Origin of the sequence: Oleiharenicola lentus, from assembly GCF_051660365.1 — a bacterium.
GTDB classification, from domain to species: domain Bacteria; phylum Verrucomicrobiota; class Verrucomicrobiia; order Opitutales; family Opitutaceae; genus Lacunisphaera; species Lacunisphaera lenta_A.
On sequence record NZ_JBOZXB010000001.1, the window covers coordinates 2,368,494 to 2,386,173 of the forward strand.

Sequence of the window (17,680 nt, forward strand, 5' to 3'; positions counted from 1 at the left end):
GGGGGTTGCGCGCCGTGAGGGATGGCGTGCGGGGTGACAAAAGATTACCGTTTACCACCCACGATGTCATGCCCCGTGAATACGGGATATGGGTGCCTGATTTTCTGCCCAAACTAACGAAATCCTAAGCGCCGCTCAGAGTGAGGAGCTTTTAAGAGCCGTTTCCACGTTTGTCGCCTCCCGGGCGCCCGGTGGGCCGCGGTTATTTGCGCAACAAGCGGGCGGGTTGAGGCGAAATGCTCAACGCATGCGCGGAGGATTCGGGTAGCTCAGCGGGCAGTTCGATTTCCACACTGTCACCCGCGCGTCGCCACACTAACGGCGTCGGTAAACCCAGCAGGTGAATTGCGGTGTTTTCGGACTGAGGAACCACGCCGATCAGCGTCACGTGAGAATTTTCCGGCCGATCGAGCAACAACGCGTAAACGATACCGCCTTTGCGATCAGCGCGATAAGTGAAGCGCACGCGTCCGTCGCTTTCGAGGATGCGTCCGTCAGCTTCGACCCACGGTCGAGTGCCGAAAATCGCTTCCTCGTTTACGTCGAGCCAACGCCCCAAGCCGCGTAGGCGAACAAGTTGCTCTTCGGGAATCGAGCCGTCCGCGCGCGGGCCGACGTTGAGCAGCAAATTTCCATTTTTGCTCACGATATCGATGAACGAATCTACCAACGCATCGACCGAGAGAAAATGCTCCGCGCTTTCCGCCTGATTGTAGCCGAACGAAAGGCCGATGCCGCGATTAGCCTCCCATTTCTCATCCACGATTTTCGGCATCACTTTGTATTCTGCCGTGGTGAAGTCATGGGGCATCCAGCGTCCCCAACGATTGTTGATCACGCCCTCCGGCGTCGCGTTGTAGAAGTCCGCGACGATTTGCAGGAGACCGCTGGCTTCAGGGTAACGAATATCATTCCACAAAATCGCCGGGCGATAGCGCGCGATCAGTTCGCGCAGCTGCGCATCGGCATAAGCCGCGTAGTCCGTGCCGGGCGGTGTAACCTTCGGGCCGTCCTGGGTGCCGTCGATCAGCACGGGATGAAAACTCCAGTCGATGCCGCCGGAGTAATAGAGACCCATGCGCATGCCTTCAGCAGTGACGGCGGCGGAAAGTTCGCCGACGAGGTCGCGTTGCGCAAACGCGTCGGGGTGATGCGGATTTTTCACTGCGCTCGGCCAGAGTGTAAACCCATCGTGATGTTTCGTCGTGAGCACGACGTAACGCGCATGCGTGGCGCGAAACACTTTCGCCATGGCGTCAGGCTTCCACGGCTGAATCGCGTGGTTAAACTCCGCCCCGAATTTATAGTAATCGAACTCCCCGCCGTAAGTTTTCAGATGATGCGCGTGCGTCGGCGATCCGATCGTGCGCATGCTGTTGAAATACCATTCGGCATACGGGTTCTGTTTGAAAAATTCCGTCTCGGGCCCGTGGCCGAACTGCCGGGTAGTCGGTGCCCAAGCCGGCACGGAATAAATTCCCCAGTGCACGAAAATCCCGAGTTTTGCGTCGTGATACCACTCGGGCGTGGCGTGACTCTCGAGTGATTTGTAGCTGGCTTTGAACGGAACGTTTTCGGCGAATGCTGCGACCTGCCCGCTGGCAAACAAGAGCGCGGCGGTGAGTGCATGGCGAACGGATGAAGAAAATTTTTGCGACGAGAGCACGGGGATAATGGGTGGCTGAATAATTATTTTTTCAGCCGCACTTCAAAGAGGGCCAATGGCGATGTGAGTCCACTTTGGACTAAAACATCGGTGTCCCGTGTTCTAGTGGCAAGACGACGGGAGCGAAAACGAGTAAGCTTTCGGCAGTTCAGCGCGTGAGCCGGCAGCCGGATGAAGTTTCCGCGCGACGATCATTTTAAGTCAACCTGGGGGTTGGCTTATGCATAGCAGAGAGGCCCGGTTGGTTACCGGGCCTCTTTATTTTCTGAGAAGTGGTCGCGTGTTTGCGCCGCGAACCGATCGTGTCCCTTGTTCGCGGCGGGCGTGATGCCGGGCGCGCAGCCGAGCAAATTGTCGAGGTGGATGTTTTCCGCGATGGGAATTTTCATGCGCTGCTCGAACGCCGGGCCGTGGTGGCGACCGCTTTCGGAGGCAGTGTGCGGCATGATGTCGTAAACGGAAACCGCGACGAGCAGTCTGAGCATCGGCCCTGAGCGCATCGGCGGGAGCGCGCTGGCGGGTTGCTTCGTAGGCGGCAACCTGCATCGTGTGAATCATGAGTGACGATGTGCGATTAACCCGTTTGGAGGAGCGTTACGCCCACCTGCAACGCCACCAAACCGAGCAGGATAAAGCGATGCTGGCGCTCAGCGAAGAAGTGTCGCGCCTCCGCAAAGAGGTGAAGCTGCTGCAAGCCCGCGCGCAAACCGGCGGCGGCGAAGGCGAGTCATTCCCTACAGACGAAAAACCACCGCATTATTGACGGACGCGAGAAGCGTCCGGTTTTTTTAGAGCCGCCTTACGCCGCGATTGAAACATTCAAACGAATCGTGGCGCCAACCCTTCGCGCAACGATCTCAAAACAGCGCGGTCGCTTCGACGTGTTTGCCGGGGAATAAGGTGATTTCTCCCGAGAGCGAGGCGAGGTCGTCGTTTTTATAGAGCTTCGCGCGGATCGGTGCGTTGGCCTCGTGCGAGGCCCAGCCCCATTTGCCGATGGAGACAAATTGCATCGCGACGCCTTTATCCCAGCTCAGGCCCGGACCGTCGCCACGGATGAAAAGTTTGTTGCCGATGCCAATGTAAGCAGTCGCGAGCAAGCGCGTAGCACCGTCGGAGGATGCGGCCGCTTCCACGGGCTCGGTCGGCTCGGTGAAGAGTTCTTCCGCAGGTTCTTCAAGTGGCATGGGGGCGGGTGTGCGGGTGACCGAGGGTTGCTCGAAAAAATCGTCAGGAGCGACCGGTGCAGACGACTCGTCAACGGCGACCGCCGCGGGTTCCGGTTCGAGAGCGAGTGCCGGCTCGGGTTCAATGAAAACGGGAGCGGGAGCGGAGGCGGGCGCGGGCGCAGGCGCAGGTTGGCGTTCGACGATCGGTTCTGGTGGAGTGGGGCTGAGTTCGACCGCCGGTTCTGCTGCAGGTGACGTTGAGAGTTCGACGGCGGGCGCCGGAGTAACGGGAGTTTGACTAGCGGCTGCCGCCGCGGCGCGCTCAGCGGCTTTTGCTTTGCGGCGCTCTTTTTTCGAGAGTCGGGGGTGGCCCTGAGCGACTGGGGCAGTGGCGGGTGCGGCTTCGCTGGATTCTTCGTTATCGTCGGCGATTTCGGCGTTGGGCTCGGCGGTGATTGCCGGCTCGGCGTCAGCGATGGTTGCAATGGGTGTGTCGGTCGAAGCGAGTTCGGAAGCGGCCGGCTCCGTGGCTTCCGGCGCTTCGGTTGCGGGCGTGCTGGCTTCGGAATTTACTTCGGTGCTGGACTGCGCTGGCTCCGGCTCATTCGAGGTGACCGGCTCTTCAGTAGCGGGAATGGGGGCAGTGCGGCGCGAGCTTTTTGCCGGGGTGCTGGTCGTTTGGGACGAGGTGAGTTTCTCGTCGAGTGCGGTGGTGAGCGCCGCGAAGCGGGCTTCTAAAGTAGCGAGGGAAGCTTGGATTTGGGTATCGATTGCCGTGGCCACGCCCGTGACTTTGGTTCCGAGGGTGGTGTCGAGACTGGCGAGCTTGGCATCGAGGGACGTGCTGGCACCGCTGAGTTTTGTTTCGAAAGCCGTGCTGACGGTGGCGAGTTTGGTTTCGAGCGAAGCGGTGGCTTCGGCGACCTTGGCATCCAGGTTCGCGGTCAGCGTGGCGATCTTGCTGTCGAAAGAGGAGATGCTGGCAGCCTGCGCGGAGGTGAGTTGCTGGCGGCTGGCAAGTTCGAGGGCGGTCCAGCCGGTGGTGGCTTGGAGGATTTTTTCGCTGACCTCGTAAAGGCGCTCGGATTCGGATTGGCGGAGGGTGGCGACTTCTTCGGTGAGTCGGGCATGTTCGTCGTCCTCGGTGTGCGCGAGTTGCTGGGTAAACTCGGCGAGTTTTTCCTGCATGCGGTAGGGCAGCGTTTCGGCGGCGTGCGCGCTTTTCGTGGCGGCTTCCTCGACGGCTTTGATCTGGGCGGCGGCGCGCATGAGGCTCTCGCCGGCGGCGTGGAGGCGTTGGACTTGCTCGGCGACGCGTTCGCGCTCGACGCGAAGATCCTCTTTGGTGTCGGCGACGAAATCGACGAGAATGGGGATCATGATCGCGGTGATGCTCAGGAGGAGCAAGACCACCGCGCTGGTCAGGGGGACCGTGGCAAATTTGTTAGGGGCGAAGCTGCCGATCAAAAGCATCGCGCCAAACAAACCTGCGGCGGTGAGGAAAAACGGGGTCTTGTTGAGACGGGGAGCGGGTTCCAAATTCATAGAGCGGTGGAGGCGCGACGCGCGGGACGTTTTTCGTGTGAGGCCCGCGCTTTCTCAAGGCTAAACCAGTGCTCCTCCGAGGAGGAAACGCGCTTGAGCGACCGGCGGCGCGATTTAAGCTCCGCGCACTTCCATGAACTTCCCTCATTTTGTGCGGATTGATCGGGACGGTCGCGGGCGGGGTCGGCACTACGTCGTGCACACGCACGATCCAAAATTCACGCTCGAATTAACGCCGGACACGGATGCGCCGGATAAGATCGGCAAAGGCGTCCTCAAGCGCGTGTGCGTGCCCAATTCGTGGGCGGGCGACTATGGCAAATACGCGAAAATGATCACCGCCGCGCAGGAGTTTTTCGCCCAGTCGAATGCGGCTGGGGCGCCGCCGAAACGCGCATGAGGTCGACGACGGCCTTTCTCACGTTCCCAACCGCCGCCATGACATCGCGAAAAGCGAGATAAGCATGCCGATGCGCACGGCACCTTCGAAGGTGAGCGTGACGAGCACCCATTTCAGGCCGTTCGAACTGCGCGCCGCGTAGCCGACCGCCGTGACGAGCAGCAACACGATGCCTTGCGCGCGTCCGACAGGATGCAGCAACAACGTGGTCATCCAGATAAGATAAGCGATGAGCCCGATCGACCAGGTAGCCGCGATCCATGATTTCATGGGTAACTCGCGGGGATCGGCATTCACGCGGATTTGTTTGATGCCCAGGTAGCGTTCGCTGAGCACAAGCTGCCAGATCTCGAAAACGAGAAACAAGGGAGCGAGCAGAGCGAGCGGATTCATGTGGCGTGGAAATGTCACGCGGCAGACGCGGCGTGGCCAGAATTTTTCCCGTGAGTTTTGGCGCGGGTGCGCTAGGCTTTTCCTCAGAGCCGCTGGGGTTGTTCTTCGCAAGAATCGCAACGCTGGCGGCGTAACCCCCAACCCCGGAGTTTGTCATGACGACGAGATTTCTAGTGGAATACCTGTGCACCGCGCTCGCTGCGGGTGTGATCGGCGGGCTCGCAATGGAAGTGGCCATGGGCCTCATTCGCAAAGCGAGCGGCGGCCAAGGCGATATGATTCTCGCGCTGGGTAGTTTGATTACGAAGACGCGCGAAAACGCCCGGCGCGTCGGCGTGATCGTGCATGCAACCGTGGCGATTGGCTTCGGTTTTGTTTACACGTTGCTGATGGTCACGCTTGCTTACACGGGCATGCCGCAGGCACTGATGGTCGGGCTCGGGGTGGGCGCCTTTCACGGGATCGTGGTGAGTTTGATGCTCGTGTGGGTCGTGGCGGATCAACATCCGTTGGAAGAATTCAAGGAGGCCGATCTGCTCATCGGCCTCAGCCATTTCGCCGGTCACGTCGCGTATGGTGCCGTGGTCGGCCTGGTCGTGGGCTTCGCGCCGCTTTAAAGTTTCTGCAACTTCGCGCGCGATGGGTGGGTTGTTAGGCAAACCCACGCCACACCTATGTTGTCCGACCTGCGCCTTTCTTTGCGGGCTCTCGCGAAGAGCCCGCTGTTTACGTTTGTCGCGCTCCTCACGCTGACGCTCGGCATCGGAGTGAACACCGCAATGTTCTCCATCGTCAGCTCCGTGATGTTGCGCGGCCTGCCGTTTCCGGAAGCGGACAGACTGGTTCACGTTGAGAATCACAATATCACCAACCCAAGCGACGGCTCCGGGCTTTCTCATCTCGATTTTGTCGATCTGCGCGCCGGGCAAAAATCCTTCGAGAACTTCGCGGCGTATCAGGAAGGCACCTTCAACCTCAGTAGCGAAGGCCTCGATCCCGAGCGCATCACGGGGTGCTCCATCAATTACAGCGGCATGGCGATGCTGCGCACACCGGTTTATTTGGGACGCTGGTTTCACGCCGACGAGGACATTCCAGGCGCAGCGCCGGTCGTCGTGTTGGGCTACACCGTCTGGCAAAATCGCTTCAAGTCCGATCCGGCGATCCTCGGCAAACCGGTGAAAGTAAACGGCGAGTGGGCGACGATTGTGGGCGTGGCGCCGAAGGATTTTCGTTTTCCCGAGGAAAGTGATGCGTGGAAGCCGTTGCGCTACGCGAAAGACGAAGCGCGCGATAACCGTTACTTTGAAGCGATGGGTCGCTTGAAACCTGGCGTCACGATCGACCAGGCGCGCGCGGAACTCCAAGGCGTGGCCAAGCAGCTCGAGCAAGCGCATCCCGACACGAACAAAAATATCGGCGTGACGCTGAAACCGTTGCAGGACGAATTTATCGGCGACGGTGCGAAGCGCATGCTCACGGTGATGCTCGCGGCAGTATTTTTAGTCATGCTGATCGCCTGCGCGAATGTTGCCAACCTGCTTCTCGCGCGCGCGGCAGTGCGTAGTAAGGAAATCGCTGTGCGCACCGCGCTCGGCTCGAGCCGGCTGCGGATCATCCGCTTGATGCTGGGTGAAGCGATGGTGCTCGCGGTGGGCGGTGCGCTGCTGGGTTCAGCGCTCGCTTTTGTGCTCACTCAAATTTTTGGACATTACATCGCCGCGAGCAATCCGCCCTACTGGATGGTGTTCCGGATGGATTTATACTCGGTGTTTTATGTCGTCGGGCTGGCCTTTGTCTCCTGCTTGCTGGCGGGTTTGTGGCCGGCGTGGCGGGCATCGAAAGGTGATTTGACGGCGTCGCTGAAAGATGGGGGCCGCGGTTCGACGAATTTTGCGCTCAGCAAATTCACCCGCTTGATGGTGATTTTCGAAGTGGTGTTGTCGTGCGTGCTGCTGGTGTTGTCGGGCTTGTATGTGCGGTCGGTGTTGAAAATGCAGAGTGCAGACCTCGGTTTCCGCACGGCGGGCGTGTTCACCAATCGCATCGGCCTGCCTGAAGCCGGCTACAAAGACGTGTCGCACCAAATCGAATTTTACCGCCAGCTGCTGGAGCGGATGTCGGGTCAGGCCACGGTCGAAAGCGTGGCGGTCGCCTCGCAGCAACCGACGTGGAATAATCGCAGTGACGTCACGATCGAAGGCAAGGTGCCGGCTGATGAGCGGGCGCCGAAACTGCGCGCGAGCACGACCACGGTTTCGGAAAACTATTTCACGGCGCTCGGCATCCCGCTCGTGACGGGCCGCGTGTTCGATGGGCGCGACACGGCCACCGCGGAGAAAGTGGCGATCGTGAGCACGCAGTTCGCGGCGAAGTTCTGGCCGGGCGAAGATCCTCTCGGAAAACGTTTTCGCTACGGCACTGGCGTGAAAAACGATGCGGCGTGGCTCACCGTGGTCGGCATCGTGACGCCCACGTTGCAAGGCCAGTTTGAAAACAGCGCGCAGGAAATGCCGCAAACTTACACACCTTATACGCAGGCCAGGGAAGCGCGTTTCATGACGCTCTTCGTCAAAGGGCGTGGCGATGTCAGCACGCTGGCGGGCGTCGTGCGCAGCACGGTGCGGAGCATCGATGAGGATTTGCCGGTGTATTGGTCGCGCACGCTCGACGACATGGTGGCGCAGGCGAAATTTTTTAAGAAAATGTTCGCGTGGATCTTCGGTATCTTCGGCGGCGTGGCGTTGCTGCTCTCGGGCGTCGGGCTTTACGGCGTGATGGCTTACAGCGTCAGCCAGCGCACCCAGGAAATCGGCGTGCGCATGGCGCTCGGCGCGTCGTCGGGCGACGTGCTGCGACTGATTTTGCGCGAAGGCGGCGTGCGTTTGCTGATCGGTCTCGCGATCGGACTGACGCTCGCCTTCTTCGCCGCGAAAACACAGACGGATGAGCTCTACGGCATCACTGCGACGGACGTGCCGACTTTCCTCGGCACGTTGCTCACGCTCGGTTTTGCCGGCATGCTGGCGTGTCTCATTCCTGCGCTCCGCGCGTTGCGCGTAAACCCGATGGTGGCGCTGCGCGGGGAGTGAGGAACTCAGCCTAATAATCGATCTTCTTTGAGCGTGATGCCGCTCGTGCGTTGAGCGCGGGCGGCGATGAGCAGGTTGGCAATTCTTTCGGCGGCTTCCGCGGGAGGTAAACCGGCCGGCCGGATGTTGGAAATGCAGTTGCGCTCGGCATCAGTGCGCCCGGCGCGGGGATCGAATTCGAAATAAGCACCGAGGCTGTCGGCGGTGCCGAGGCCCGGGCGCTCGCCGAGGAGAATGAGCGCGAGCTGCGCACGGAGCGTCACGCCGATTTCGTTGAGCAGGCCGACGCGGCCGAAGCGCACGAGGCAAAGCGGCGCGAGCGAGAAGTGGGCGGCGTGCAGTTTCGGAAGCAACGCGGTGAGGAGTGGCTTCGCTTGCGCATGCGAGGCGGACGCCGAAAGGCCATCGGCCACGATGATTACGAGGTCGATTGGCGCGGAAGCGCGAGCGGTGAGGATTTTAGCCGACTCTTCTCCCAGTTTTCTTCCCAAGTCGGGTCGACGCAGGTAAGTGGCGCGGTCAGGTGCAGCGCTGTGCAACGACACGATTTCCAGTCCAAGCGACGCGAGCGTGGCGGCCAGAGCCTCGATCTCGAATGCTGCATGCACCGCGTCGCGTGCGAGGGCGTGGTCGGCGTTGAACGCGAGCAGTTCGCGCGTCAGGGTGCTCCCGCCAGTGCGACCGCGACCGATGCGGGCCGCGGTGAAACGTTGCAACGCGTTCCACGGATCGACGGGCACGGGTTCAGAGTTCATGGCGGGAGAGCAGTGCGTGGTTGCGTGAGACGGGCAGCAAGCGATTGGAGCCGCGTTGCGCGATCTGCATTTTTTCCAGCCACGTTTCGAATTCCGGCGCGGGTTTCAGTCCGAGCACTTGGCGTAGGTAATGCGCGTCGTGGAAACTCGTGCTTTGGTAGCCGAGCATGATGTCGTCAGCGCCGGGCACGCCCATGATGTAGTTCACGCCGGCGGCCCCGAGGAGCGTGAGTAGCGTGTCCATGTCGTCCTGATCAGCTTGGGCGTGGTTGGTGTAACACACGTCGACGCCCATCGGCAGGCCAAGGAGTTTGCCGCAAAAATGATCTTCGAGCCCGGCGCGAATGATTTGTTTGCCGTCGTAAAGATATTCGGGGCCGATGAAGCCGACGACGGTGTTGACCAGCAGCGGGGAAAACGCGCGCGCGACGGCGTAGGCGCGAACTTCGCAGGTTTGTTGATCGACGCCATGATGCGCGTCGGCGGAAAGACACGAGCCCTGGCCGGTTTCGAAATACATTACGTTCTGACCGAGGGTGCCGCGTTTCAATCGCTGCGTCGCGTCGTGAGCTTCGCGCAGCAGCGAAAGCGAAACGCCGAAGCTTTTATTTGCCGCCTCGGTGCCGGCGATGCTTTGAAACATCAGGTCGAGCGGCGCACCCTTTGCGAGCGCGGCGAGTTGCGTCGTGATGTGCGCGAGCACACACGACTGCGTGGGGATCGCGTAGGTGTGCACGAGTTCGTCGATGAGTTTGAGCAACGTCGCGACGCGTTCGGGTGAATCGGTGGCGGGGTTGATGCCGATGACCGCATCGCCGCAACCGTAGAGCAGTCCATCGATGATCGACGCCGCGACGCCGTGCGGATCGTCGGTCGGGTGATTCGGTTGCAAGCGCACCGCGAGCCGCCCGCGCAGGCCGAGGGTGTTGCGGAATTTGGTGATGACCTCGCACTTGCTCGCGACTAAAATGAGGTCCTGGTTGCGCATGAGCTTGCTGACGGCGGCGACCATTTCCGGCGTGAGCCCGGGTGCGAGCGCGGCGAGTTCGACACCGGTAGTTTCGTAACGCAGGAGCCAGTCGCGAAATTGCCCGACGGTGAGATCTTTGACTGCAGCGAACGCCGCAGCATCGTGCGTATCGATAATGAGCCGGGTGACCTCGTCGGCTTCGTAAGGCACAAGGTGATCGGTGAGAAACTGCGTGATCGGCACCTCGGCGAGCACGTGTTGCGCGGCGACGCGTTCGATGGCGCTGGGGGCGGCGAGCCCGGCGAGTTCGTCACCCGAGCGCAGGGGCGTCGCTTTCGCCAGCACGGTTCGCAAATCAGGAAACGTGTAAGTGATGCCGCGGAGCGTGACGCGATGTTCGGCCATGAATAGGTAAGCGACCGCAAAGAAGCACGCAGCGTTCCGGAACGATCGTTAAAAAGAGAAGCCCGACTCTCAGCGAGCCGGGCTTCCTGCTATGCATAAGCCAACCCCAGTTGGCTTAATTGGTTTTGTTCGTGCTGGCGCCTGCAGGCACGGGACGTAGCAATTTGAAATCGGGCACGGTGAGCGTGTGGGTAAACTCCACTCCTTCGCGCGCGCCGAAGACCATCAATTCAGCTTCGTTGATCCAGGCCTGATCGAGACCGCGTTCGTCAAGTTTCGCGTGGAGGCTGAAGCGATCAGTGAATTTCAACAGGTAAACGGTTTCTTCGATGAAGATCGGTGCCATCACTCGGCTTTGGGTAATACGGCCGTAAGCGTATTCGTCCAAGCGAGCGTTATAGAGCACGAAGCGCAGCCCGTTCGTGAAGCGTTGCGGTGATCGTTGCGCCGGGTGCGTGCTCGGGTTGTTGGAAAACCAGCTGGCGGCCCGCAACTGGCGCAGTTCGCAACGGGCTTCGTTCCCGTAGGCCGCCAGGTTATCGAGCGTCACCAAAAATCCATCTCCCCGATGCTCGGCCCCGTGTCGGAACGGCAGCGAGCAAAAGAGGAACCGTTCGTGTTCCAAGACTCTCAACTGACTGATCAGCGAAGTGCCGGCGGGCAGCGTCTCGGGAATTTTTCCATCCGGCGGGGCCGCGAACAAGGTGACCTCTGCGTCCACAGTGATCGCACCCGGCGGCGGCGCTTCTTTGCGAAGTTCCCACGGTGCGAGTCCGCGATTGATATTTGCGTAGCGATTAAATTGTTGCGGCAACGTGATCATTTCTCCGTCCGGCAGCACTAACGTGCTGGTCGCACTCCCAACCACGAAGCTCCGCCGCCGGTCTTCAGTTGTGACCTGAATTTTGCCAGCGACATGGGGCGCCAATCGGCGAGCGGTGGAGGAGGGCGTGCCGCGGTATTCGCCGACACCGCCCTTAAGCTGAATTGCCACTTTGGAATCTCCGGCGGAATAAAGCAGGATCGGCTCAGTCGAAACGATGGGTAGGATACTCCAGGGCCACACGATTTTGGTGCAGAGGGCGAATAACAGCACCGCGACGGCGGCAGGAATGGTGCGACGCAGATCGCGGCGTCGATACTGAAGATAAATCACCGCTGTTAGTCCTATGCCAAGCACAGCAAGCGCCGCGAAATTGGTTGAGGCGAAGTTGATGAGTCGCCGATTGGAGTTGGACATTCCGAGCTCGCGCTGGAGTTGCGAAGGAAGCATCGCCCCTAAAAACAAACCCGCGACAGCGCAGAGCAGAATTACCGCACAGGTGCGTAACGCGGAGTTAGTGACGGAAGAAAAAAACATCGCGATCACCACAAACAAGGCCGCGGACAAACCGGTGCCTGTCATAACTTGCAGACCCAAGAGGGAACTTTCGCTGATGCGCCATGCAAGGTAACCGTGGGCAAATGCGACCGGAATCGTCGTGATCGCGAGGGCCAAGGCAAGTTTGGCCGCGAATAGTTCCGCGGGTGCCACCGGCCGCGTCAGCCAGAAAGACTTACTGCTTCCGGGGGCATCTTCCTGCACCAGTGCCAGCACCGAAAAAAACCAGAAGATTAACATCGTGATCGCCAAAAAAGTGTCGGGGAAAGAAGACCCGTCCCGAACGAACTCTATGCTGTAGCCGTGATAGTTCCTGAGCACCGCGAACAAACTCAGTCCAACGCTCAGACTGAGCAGCGGCCAGAAACGTCGGATATCTTTCTTAATGATCGGGAGCACGGCACTCATGCGGCGGCCTCCTCGTTGCGGGTCGGCTTTTCGTTTTTAGCGAGTGCGAGGAAGATCTCTCGCAGGGTAAGTGCGCGGACTTGCACGTTTGCGCCGGGGAAAATGCTGCGGAGTTCAGGTTCCGTTTCGTGGGAGAAACTGCTGTGCGTGAACTGGAGCACGCGATCCGAAGGTTGGCGCACGCCGAGCCACGTGGATTGCGGGGAAAATGCGCCGACTTCGCCTGCCCCGATAATTTCGACCGCACGGAAACGGGCGCGCAACGCATCGGCGGGCTCGCACAGGAGCAGTTTCGATTCGGAGAGAAAGGCCACTTGGTCGGCGAGGCGTTCGACGTCGTCGATGTCGTGCGTGGAAATCAGCGTAGTCGTCGGCCGATCTTCGTTGGGAAGCTCCAGCAGGCCTTGAACAAATTCATCACGCGTGAGCGGATCGAGGCCGCTGAAGGGTTCGTCGAGCAGTAAAAGCTCGGGACGATAGGCGAGCGTGGAGAGCAACGCGGCTTTCATGCGCATGCCGCGCGACATCTTTTTCAGCGCGCGATTTTCGGGCAGCGTGAAAAGCGTCAGCAGTCGCGCGGCGAGCGCGTCGTCCCATGTCGGGTAAAGGGGGCGGCAAAAATTGATGAGCTGGCGCACCGTCATCCAATCCGGAAGATTTTGTTCCTCGGTCACGTAACCGATGCGTTGAAAATCGCGCGCGGTGAGTTTGGTGCTGTCGATACCGAGCACACGCGCGTTGCCGCTGGTCGGTCGAAGGAGATTGAGCAGCAGGCGAATGGCGGTGGATTTGCCGGCGCCGTTGGGCCCGAGCAGCACGCAGACGCTGCCGGTGGGCACGGCGAGATTCAGGTCGACCAAAGCGGACGTGCGGCCAAAGCGTCGCGTAAGCTGGGAGGTTTCGATGGCGTTCATGGGGTTTTGGGAAATTTGCGCCAGTGCTTGCGGACGGCCGCGACGACCTTTTCCTCGTCGAGCCCGAGGCGACGAGCCTCGATCAGCAGGCGCTCAAGTTCGTCGTTGAGGAGCGCGGCGCGGTCTTCGGTCGAACCGTTCACCGGTGGCGCGATGACGGTGCCGATGCCGGGTTGCACGTGGAGCACGCCGTCGGCGGTCAGCGCAGCGACGATTTTGTGCGCCGTGTTCGGATTGATCCGCAGCTCTTGGCTGAGCGCGCGCACCGAGGGGAAACGGTCGCCCGGGGAAAACTGTCCCGCGACAACGGCCTTCTTCACAGCGTAGAGCACCTGCTCGTAAACCGGCTCGCCGGAGCGAAATTCAACCGTGAAGGGTAACATAGTGTTCTAGCACTACTAGAACACTTAGAACGCCGTCAAGCCTGGGATTTTCAAAGCGCCCTGATTTCGACAATAAATGAGTGGTAGGGCGAGTTGCCCGACGAGCCGCAGCTCATCCGCCGGATTCGCCCTACCAATTTAAAACCCCAAACGCGAATCGGCTTAGTCCTGACCTTCGTTGTCCATGCCGGGGTCGAACATGCCGATCTCGCCGGTGGAGACATCCTGAATCAGGAGCACATATTCGTAATACCCGGGGTTCTGGGCGTTGTCCGTGATCGTCAGGAAAGTTCCGGAGGAAAGGCCGGACTTGAACGAAGCATCCACGCACGCGTCACGTTCGATGAAGACGCTGGGGAACGTTTTTTCGCCGACGTTATTTTGGCGAACATCGGCCTGCCACGCGACGCCGAGCAATACGTAGCGCGGGTCGGGGAGGTTGAAAATGAGACGGATGGGGCCGGTGCTGCTGATCGCCACATCGTTGTCGCTTAATGTAAGCGTCGGTGGTGGCTGGGGCATCGGCACGCCGGGAGCCGTGTAGAATCCAGTCCAGTCACTTAACGTGGCTTGGAGTTCGGTGAGCGCGCCGAGTGAACGGAACTGGGTCACGGTGACGGTGAGCATGCCGGTGGGCAGACCGGGAAGGGTGGGAGCTTGATCGGAAGACATGATTTATGGCTGACGGGTTGAGGTGGTGGGTATGGCAACCTCCAGAATGGAAGCCGCCAGAGAATCGGTGGAGCGGTAGCGGAATTTTTTCAGCTGCGCGAGGAGGGGCGCGGCTTCGTCGGAGCGATGCAGCAGGGTCAAGGCTTGCGCGGCGGGGTCGAGAAATTTCCAGTCGCGCGAACCGGCGAGTGAAGGCGCGACGGTCGCGTAAGTGCGCTCCCAGTGTTTTTTTGCGAGGTCGGGTTGGTGGTCTCGATCGGCGATTCGGCCGGCCAAAAGCAGCGTTTGGGCAAATTCAGCGCGCGCCCAATCTTCGTTGTGCAGCTTTTCGCCGACCTCGAGCGCTTCGTTGATCGCGGCGTTGGCGTCGGAGCGAGCGTTGGCGAGGCGCAACCACGCTTCCAGTCGCCAGGCGATCATGAGGTAACGCATGAAAAGCGGCGACGACGCTTGCTCTTTCAGGAGGGCGGTGAGGCGTTCGCGCGCAGAGTCGACGATGGGTTGTGCGGCCGCGCGGTCGTCGTTGGCGGCGAGGAGCGTCGCCTGTTGTAATTCGATTTTTAGCAGCGAGAGATGCCAGTCGCGGTTGCGCTGATCCTGGGCGACCAGTTGCTCGCGGCTGCGCTTGGCCAGTTCATAGGTGCGGAGAGCGTCGTCGCGTTGACCGAGCAGGCACTGCGCGAGGCCTTTTAAAAAAAGGCTTTCAGCGAAACGGGTTTTCCAGCGCGCGACTTTGGGCTCAAGCGCGACCAGCTCTGCCATCCGCGTTTCCATTTCCGTGTAGCCCGCGAGCGCATGGTCGTAACGGCCGTCGCGCTCCGCAATTGTGCCCAACCACGACGCGATGTCGCTGAGCCGGTATTTGAGTTGGGTGTCGCCGGGCTTTTCGGCGAGCAGCGCTTCCACCATCGTGCGCGCGGCGAGGAATTCGGTGCGCGCCGCGTCGAGTTTGCCGAGATCGAGTTCGACGGTGCCGACATTGTGGTGGCCGAAGCTTACCTCGGTGCGCGCGCGCGTGGTGTTGCCCTCAAGAGCCGCCAATTCGAGTGCGGAGTCGCGGTAACGCACGAACCATTCCCGCCATTGCGCGTAATCGCCGCGCCGCCGGGCAGCGAAGCCGATCCAGTATTCCGCCTGCGCGCGTTCGAAGAGCATGTCGCCATTTTTAGGGTGGCGGGCGAACAGCGCGGCGGCGCGGTCGTAGGCCTTTTGGAAAGCTTCCGTCGCCTCGGCCAAGCGAGCTTCCGACAGACGCACCTCGCCGATCTGGGTGAGTGCCTTGGACTGACGCGTGAGCGCTGCGTCGGTGAGATCGCGTGGGTCGAGCGCGGCGAAATACGCCTGGGCCTTCGCGCCGATTGAATCGAGGAGCTTGAGCTGGCCGATTTTTTGCAACTCGGTGCGAAAATCACCGAGCATGAAAGTGAGCAGGTCTTCCGCTTGATCCTGCCGGCGTTGCGCGTCGGTGCGGGCGAGCGCTTCGGCATGTTGCGCAAGAGTGGCGGAGTCGCGTTCGGCGCGCGCGATGCGTTCCGCGTGCGTGGCGCGAATGGCCTGACGCACACTCACCACCGTGCCGAGCACAAGGGCGAGCGCGACGGCGGCGCCACTGGCGCAGGCGAGACGGTTGCGGGCCACAAAACGTTGCGTGCGATAAACCGCGCTAGGTGGGCGCGCCACCACCGGTTCACTCCGCAGATAGCGCCGCACATCGTCGGCGAGTTCGTGCGCGGTGCCATAGCGCCGCTCGCGATCCTTTTCCAGGCATCGCATGATAATCCAGTCGAGGTCGCCACGGAGCGTGGTCGTGAGTTGGGCGGGCGCCGCGCTGCGCAAGCGAGCGACGGTGGCGCGATCTTCGTCGGTCAGCGTAGAGATGCGGGTCGACGGACGCGGCGGCTCGACTTCGCGAATGATGCGGCGGATTTCATTCACGCCGGCTTGGATCAGCGATTTGGGATCGAAGGGCGGCTGGCCGGTGAGCAGTTCGTAGAGCAACACGCCGAGCGAGTAGACGTCGCTGCGCGTATCGATATCGAGTGCGCGCAACTCGGCTTGTTCCGGGCTCATGTAGGCGGGCGTGCCGATAAATTGCTCGAACGCCGTGACCAGCGTGTGATCGGTGAGCCGGCCTTGCGTGGCTTTGGCGATGCCGAAGTCGATGATCTTCGGCGTGGGCACGCCGTCCTGCAACGTGACGAGCACGTTCGACGGTTTGATGTCGCGGTGGATGACGCCTTTCTGGTGCGCGTGTTGCAGCGCGAGACACACGCGGGCGAACAGCTCCAGCCTGGCTCCCAGCGAAATGCTGTGTTCGTCGCAGAATTTCGTGATCGGCACGCCGTCGACGTATTCCATCACGAAATACGGCCGCCCGGTGTCAGTCGCGCCGGCGTCGAATACGCGCGCGATATCCGGATGATCCATCAACGCGAGCGCCTGCCGCTCGGCTTCGAAGCGCGTCATGACTTCGCGCGTGTCCATGCCGAGCTTGATGACTTTCAACGCCACGCGGCGGCGGACGGGGACGCTTTGCTCAGCGAGATAGACGACGCCGCAGCCGCCTTCGCCGATTTTTTTCAGCAACGTATAACGTCCGAGCTGATCGCCCGGTTTTTCTTCGGGCAGCGCTTCGGCGCGCGAAGCTGACGGACGAGCCATGAAATCGTCCGCGGCTTCGTGGCTGGCGAGCAGCGTAGCGAGCCGGGCGCGCAATGCACCGTCGCCCGCACACGCTTGATCGAGAAACGCGGCGCGTTCGTCCGCGGGCAATTCGATCGCGTCGCCGAAGATTTCCTCTTCGCGATTCATCAGGCGGAAACTGGACGTATGCCAGGCATGTCAGTGGTTGAGGTCATCACACATCGAACTCAAAGCGTGCTGCGGGGTGAAAAAGGGTCATCGCTGCAAAAAAAATCCCTCGCGTCATCTGCGCAGGCGCTGGACCTCGTTGAACAACCACGCGCGCGCGTAAGCCCACTCGCGTTTGGCGGTGCGCACGGAAATGCCGAGCACGTCGGCGGCTTCTTCCAATGTCAGGCCGACGAAATATTTTTGTTTAACGAGTTCCGCTTTGCGCGCGTCCTGCGCGGCGAGGGCATCGAGCGCTTCGTGCACGAGCAGCAGTTCCTCATCGTCGGCGGTGGGCGAAGCGAAATCGAAACCAGTCTCGCTCGCGCTGAGCTTCGCGAGATCGCCGCCGTGGCGAATGGCGCGTTTGCGGCGGGCGTTGTCGACGAGGATGCGGCGCATGTTTTCGGCGGCGGCGGCAAAAAAATGCGCGCGATTCGCCCAGTGCGGCTGGTCTTCCCCGCCGAGGCGGAGCCAGGCTTCGTGCACCAGCGCGGTGGCTTGCAACGTCTGGCCCGGGTGCTCGCGCGCGAGTTTCGCGGCGGCGAGCTGGCGCAGCTCTTCGTAAACCAGCCGCAGCAGCTGATCGCCGGCATGCGGATCGCCCTGACCGGCGCGCTGCAAGACGAGGGTGATGTCATCGGCCTTCACGGCGCGAGAGATGGCGGATGCCCGTC

Annotated in this window: 16 protein-coding genes; 4 read left to right on the forward strand and 12 right to left on the reverse strand. The window is 61.0% G+C overall.

What is annotated here, in order from left to right; translation table 11 throughout:
- Positions 1 to 202: 202 nt before the first annotated feature.
- On the reverse strand, positions 203 to 1,666 hold the full coding sequence (locus ACRRQW_RS08975) for an alpha-L-fucosidase (RefSeq protein ID WP_438480954.1): 1,464 nt from the start codon (positions 1,664 to 1,666) through the stop codon (positions 203 to 205).
- 245 nt (positions 1,667 to 1,911) lie between these two features.
- On the reverse strand, positions 1,912 to 2,151 hold the full coding sequence (locus tag ACRRQW_RS08980) for a hypothetical protein (RefSeq protein WP_438480955.1): 240 nt from the start codon (positions 2,149 to 2,151) through the stop codon (positions 1,912 to 1,914).
- A 71-nt stretch (positions 2,152 to 2,222) separates the two neighbouring features.
- On the opposite strand from ACRRQW_RS08980, the gene ACRRQW_RS08985 reads away from it, so the two are divergent.
- Complete coding sequence (locus ACRRQW_RS08985) at positions 2,223 to 2,429, forward strand: SlyX family protein (protein WP_438480956.1); 207 nt, start codon at positions 2,223 to 2,225, stop codon at positions 2,427 to 2,429.
- Positions 2,430 to 2,523: 94 nt separating this feature from the next.
- On the opposite strand, the gene ACRRQW_RS08990 is transcribed toward ACRRQW_RS08985, so the two are convergent.
- Complete coding sequence (locus ACRRQW_RS08990; RefSeq protein ID WP_438480957.1) at positions 2,524 to 4,380, reverse strand: hypothetical protein; 1,857 nt, start codon at positions 4,378 to 4,380, stop codon at positions 2,524 to 2,526.
- Positions 4,381 to 4,513: 133 nt separating this feature from the next.
- Here ACRRQW_RS08990 and ACRRQW_RS08995 point away from each other — a divergent pair, with 133 nt between their 5' ends.
- Positions 4,514 to 4,780 (forward strand): hypothetical protein, encoded by a 267-nt coding sequence (locus tag ACRRQW_RS08995; protein WP_438480958.1) that lies wholly within the window; start codon positions 4,514 to 4,516, stop codon positions 4,778 to 4,780.
- An 18-nt stretch (positions 4,781 to 4,798) separates the two neighbouring features.
- Here the strand turns inward: ACRRQW_RS08995 and ACRRQW_RS09000 are convergent, their stop codons facing one another.
- A complete protein-coding gene (locus ACRRQW_RS09000; protein ID WP_438480960.1) occupies positions 4,799 to 5,173 on the reverse strand; it encodes a hypothetical protein in 375 nt (124 codons plus the stop codon).
- Between the two features lie 155 nt (positions 5,174 to 5,328).
- On the opposite strand from ACRRQW_RS09000, the gene ACRRQW_RS09005 reads away from it, so the two are divergent.
- Entirely contained in the window at positions 5,329 to 5,790 is a 462-nt protein-coding gene (locus tag ACRRQW_RS09005; protein ID WP_438480961.1) for a hypothetical protein, read from the forward strand.
- A 57-nt stretch (positions 5,791 to 5,847) separates the two neighbouring features.
- A complete protein-coding gene (locus ACRRQW_RS09010; RefSeq protein WP_438480962.1) occupies positions 5,848 to 8,265 on the forward strand; it encodes an ABC transporter permease in 2,418 nt (805 codons plus the stop codon).
- A gap of 5 nt (positions 8,266 to 8,270) precedes the next feature.
- Here ACRRQW_RS09010 and eutC read toward each other — a convergent pair whose 3' ends face one another.
- From eutC to ACRRQW_RS09050, 8 genes are all read right to left on the reverse strand, one after another.
- On the reverse strand, positions 8,271 to 9,020 hold the full coding sequence (gene eutC, locus ACRRQW_RS09015; protein ID WP_438480964.1) for an ethanolamine ammonia-lyase subunit EutC: 750 nt from the start codon (positions 9,018 to 9,020) through the stop codon (positions 8,271 to 8,273).
- The gene (locus tag ACRRQW_RS09020; RefSeq protein WP_438480966.1) at positions 9,010 to 10,395 is read right to left on the reverse strand and encodes an ethanolamine ammonia-lyase subunit EutB; all 1,386 of its coding nucleotides are present in this window, start codon (positions 10,393 to 10,395) and stop codon (positions 9,010 to 9,012) included. Before ACRRQW_RS09020 ends, eutC begins: the two co-directional genes overlap by 11 nt.
- A 115-nt stretch (positions 10,396 to 10,510) precedes the next feature.
- Positions 10,511 to 12,184, reverse strand: a complete 1,674-nt coding sequence (locus tag ACRRQW_RS09025) for a hypothetical protein (protein ID WP_438480967.1) — start codon at positions 12,182 to 12,184, stop codon at positions 10,511 to 10,513.
- Positions 12,181 to 13,098, reverse strand: a complete 918-nt coding sequence (locus ACRRQW_RS09030; protein WP_438480968.1) for an ABC transporter ATP-binding protein — start codon at positions 13,096 to 13,098, stop codon at positions 12,181 to 12,183. The genes ACRRQW_RS09025 and ACRRQW_RS09030 overlap by 4 nt, the downstream gene beginning before the upstream one ends.
- Positions 13,095 to 13,481 (reverse strand): GntR family transcriptional regulator, encoded by a 387-nt coding sequence (locus tag ACRRQW_RS09035; protein ID WP_438480969.1) that lies wholly within the window; start codon positions 13,479 to 13,481, stop codon positions 13,095 to 13,097. Before ACRRQW_RS09035 ends, ACRRQW_RS09030 begins: the two co-directional genes overlap by 4 nt.
- A 162-nt stretch (positions 13,482 to 13,643) precedes the next feature.
- Positions 13,644 to 14,153 carry a hypothetical protein gene (locus ACRRQW_RS09040; RefSeq protein ID WP_438480970.1) on the reverse strand — a complete coding sequence of 170 codons (510 nt, stop codon included), beginning with the start codon at positions 14,151 to 14,153 and terminating at the stop codon, positions 13,644 to 13,646.
- Between the two features lie 3 nt (positions 14,154 to 14,156).
- Positions 14,157 to 16,964, reverse strand: coding sequence for a protein kinase domain-containing protein (locus ACRRQW_RS09045; RefSeq protein ID WP_438480971.1), 2,808 nt, complete (start codon positions 16,962 to 16,964; stop codon positions 14,157 to 14,159).
- Positions 16,965 to 17,078: 114 nt separating this feature from the next.
- Complete coding sequence (locus ACRRQW_RS09050) at positions 17,079 to 17,654, reverse strand: ECF-type sigma factor (protein WP_438480972.1); 576 nt, start codon at positions 17,652 to 17,654, stop codon at positions 17,079 to 17,081.
- Positions 17,655 to 17,680 lie beyond the last annotated feature (26 nt).

Coding starts and splice junctions, on each gene's coding strand:
- ACRRQW_RS09025 (WP_438480967.1), bottom strand. CDS start 12,184: ATGAGTGCCGTGCTCCCGATCATTAAGAAAGATATCCGACGTTTCTGG.
- ACRRQW_RS09040 (WP_438480970.1), bottom strand. CDS start 14,153: ATGTCTTCCGATCAAGCTCCCACCCTTCCCGGTCTGCCCACCGGCATG.
- ACRRQW_RS08980 (WP_438480955.1), bottom strand. CDS start 2,151: ATGCTCAGACTGCTCGTCGCGGTTTCCGTTTACGACATCATGCCGCAC.
- ACRRQW_RS08990 (WP_438480957.1), bottom strand. CDS start 4,380: ATGAATTTGGAACCCGCTCCCCGTCTCAACAAGACCCCGTTTTTCCTC.
- eutC (WP_438480964.1), bottom strand. CDS start 9,020: ATGAACTCTGAACCCGTGCCCGTCGATCCGTGGAACGCGTTGCAACGT.
- ACRRQW_RS09020 (WP_438480966.1), bottom strand. CDS start 10,395: ATGGCCGAACATCGCGTCACGCTCCGCGGCATCACTTACACGTTTCCT.
- ACRRQW_RS09000 (WP_438480960.1), bottom strand. CDS start 5,173: ATGAATCCGCTCGCTCTGCTCGCTCCCTTGTTTCTCGTTTTCGAGATC.
- ACRRQW_RS09030 (WP_438480968.1), bottom strand. CDS start 13,098: ATGAACGCCATCGAAACCTCCCAGCTTACGCGACGCTTTGGCCGCACG.
- ACRRQW_RS08985 (WP_438480956.1), top strand. CDS start 2,223: ATGAGTGACGATGTGCGATTAACCCGTTTGGAGGAGCGTTACGCCCAC.
- ACRRQW_RS09005 (WP_438480961.1), top strand. CDS start 5,329: ATGACGACGAGATTTCTAGTGGAATACCTGTGCACCGCGCTCGCTGCG.
- ACRRQW_RS09010 (WP_438480962.1), top strand. CDS start 5,848: ATGTTGTCCGACCTGCGCCTTTCTTTGCGGGCTCTCGCGAAGAGCCCG.
- ACRRQW_RS08995 (WP_438480958.1), top strand. CDS start 4,514: ATGAACTTCCCTCATTTTGTGCGGATTGATCGGGACGGTCGCGGGCGG.
- ACRRQW_RS09045 (WP_438480971.1), bottom strand. CDS start 16,964: ATGAATCGCGAAGAGGAAATCTTCGGCGACGCGATCGAATTGCCCGCG.
- ACRRQW_RS09035 (WP_438480969.1), bottom strand. CDS start 13,481: ATGTTACCCTTCACGGTTGAATTTCGCTCCGGCGAGCCGGTTTACGAG.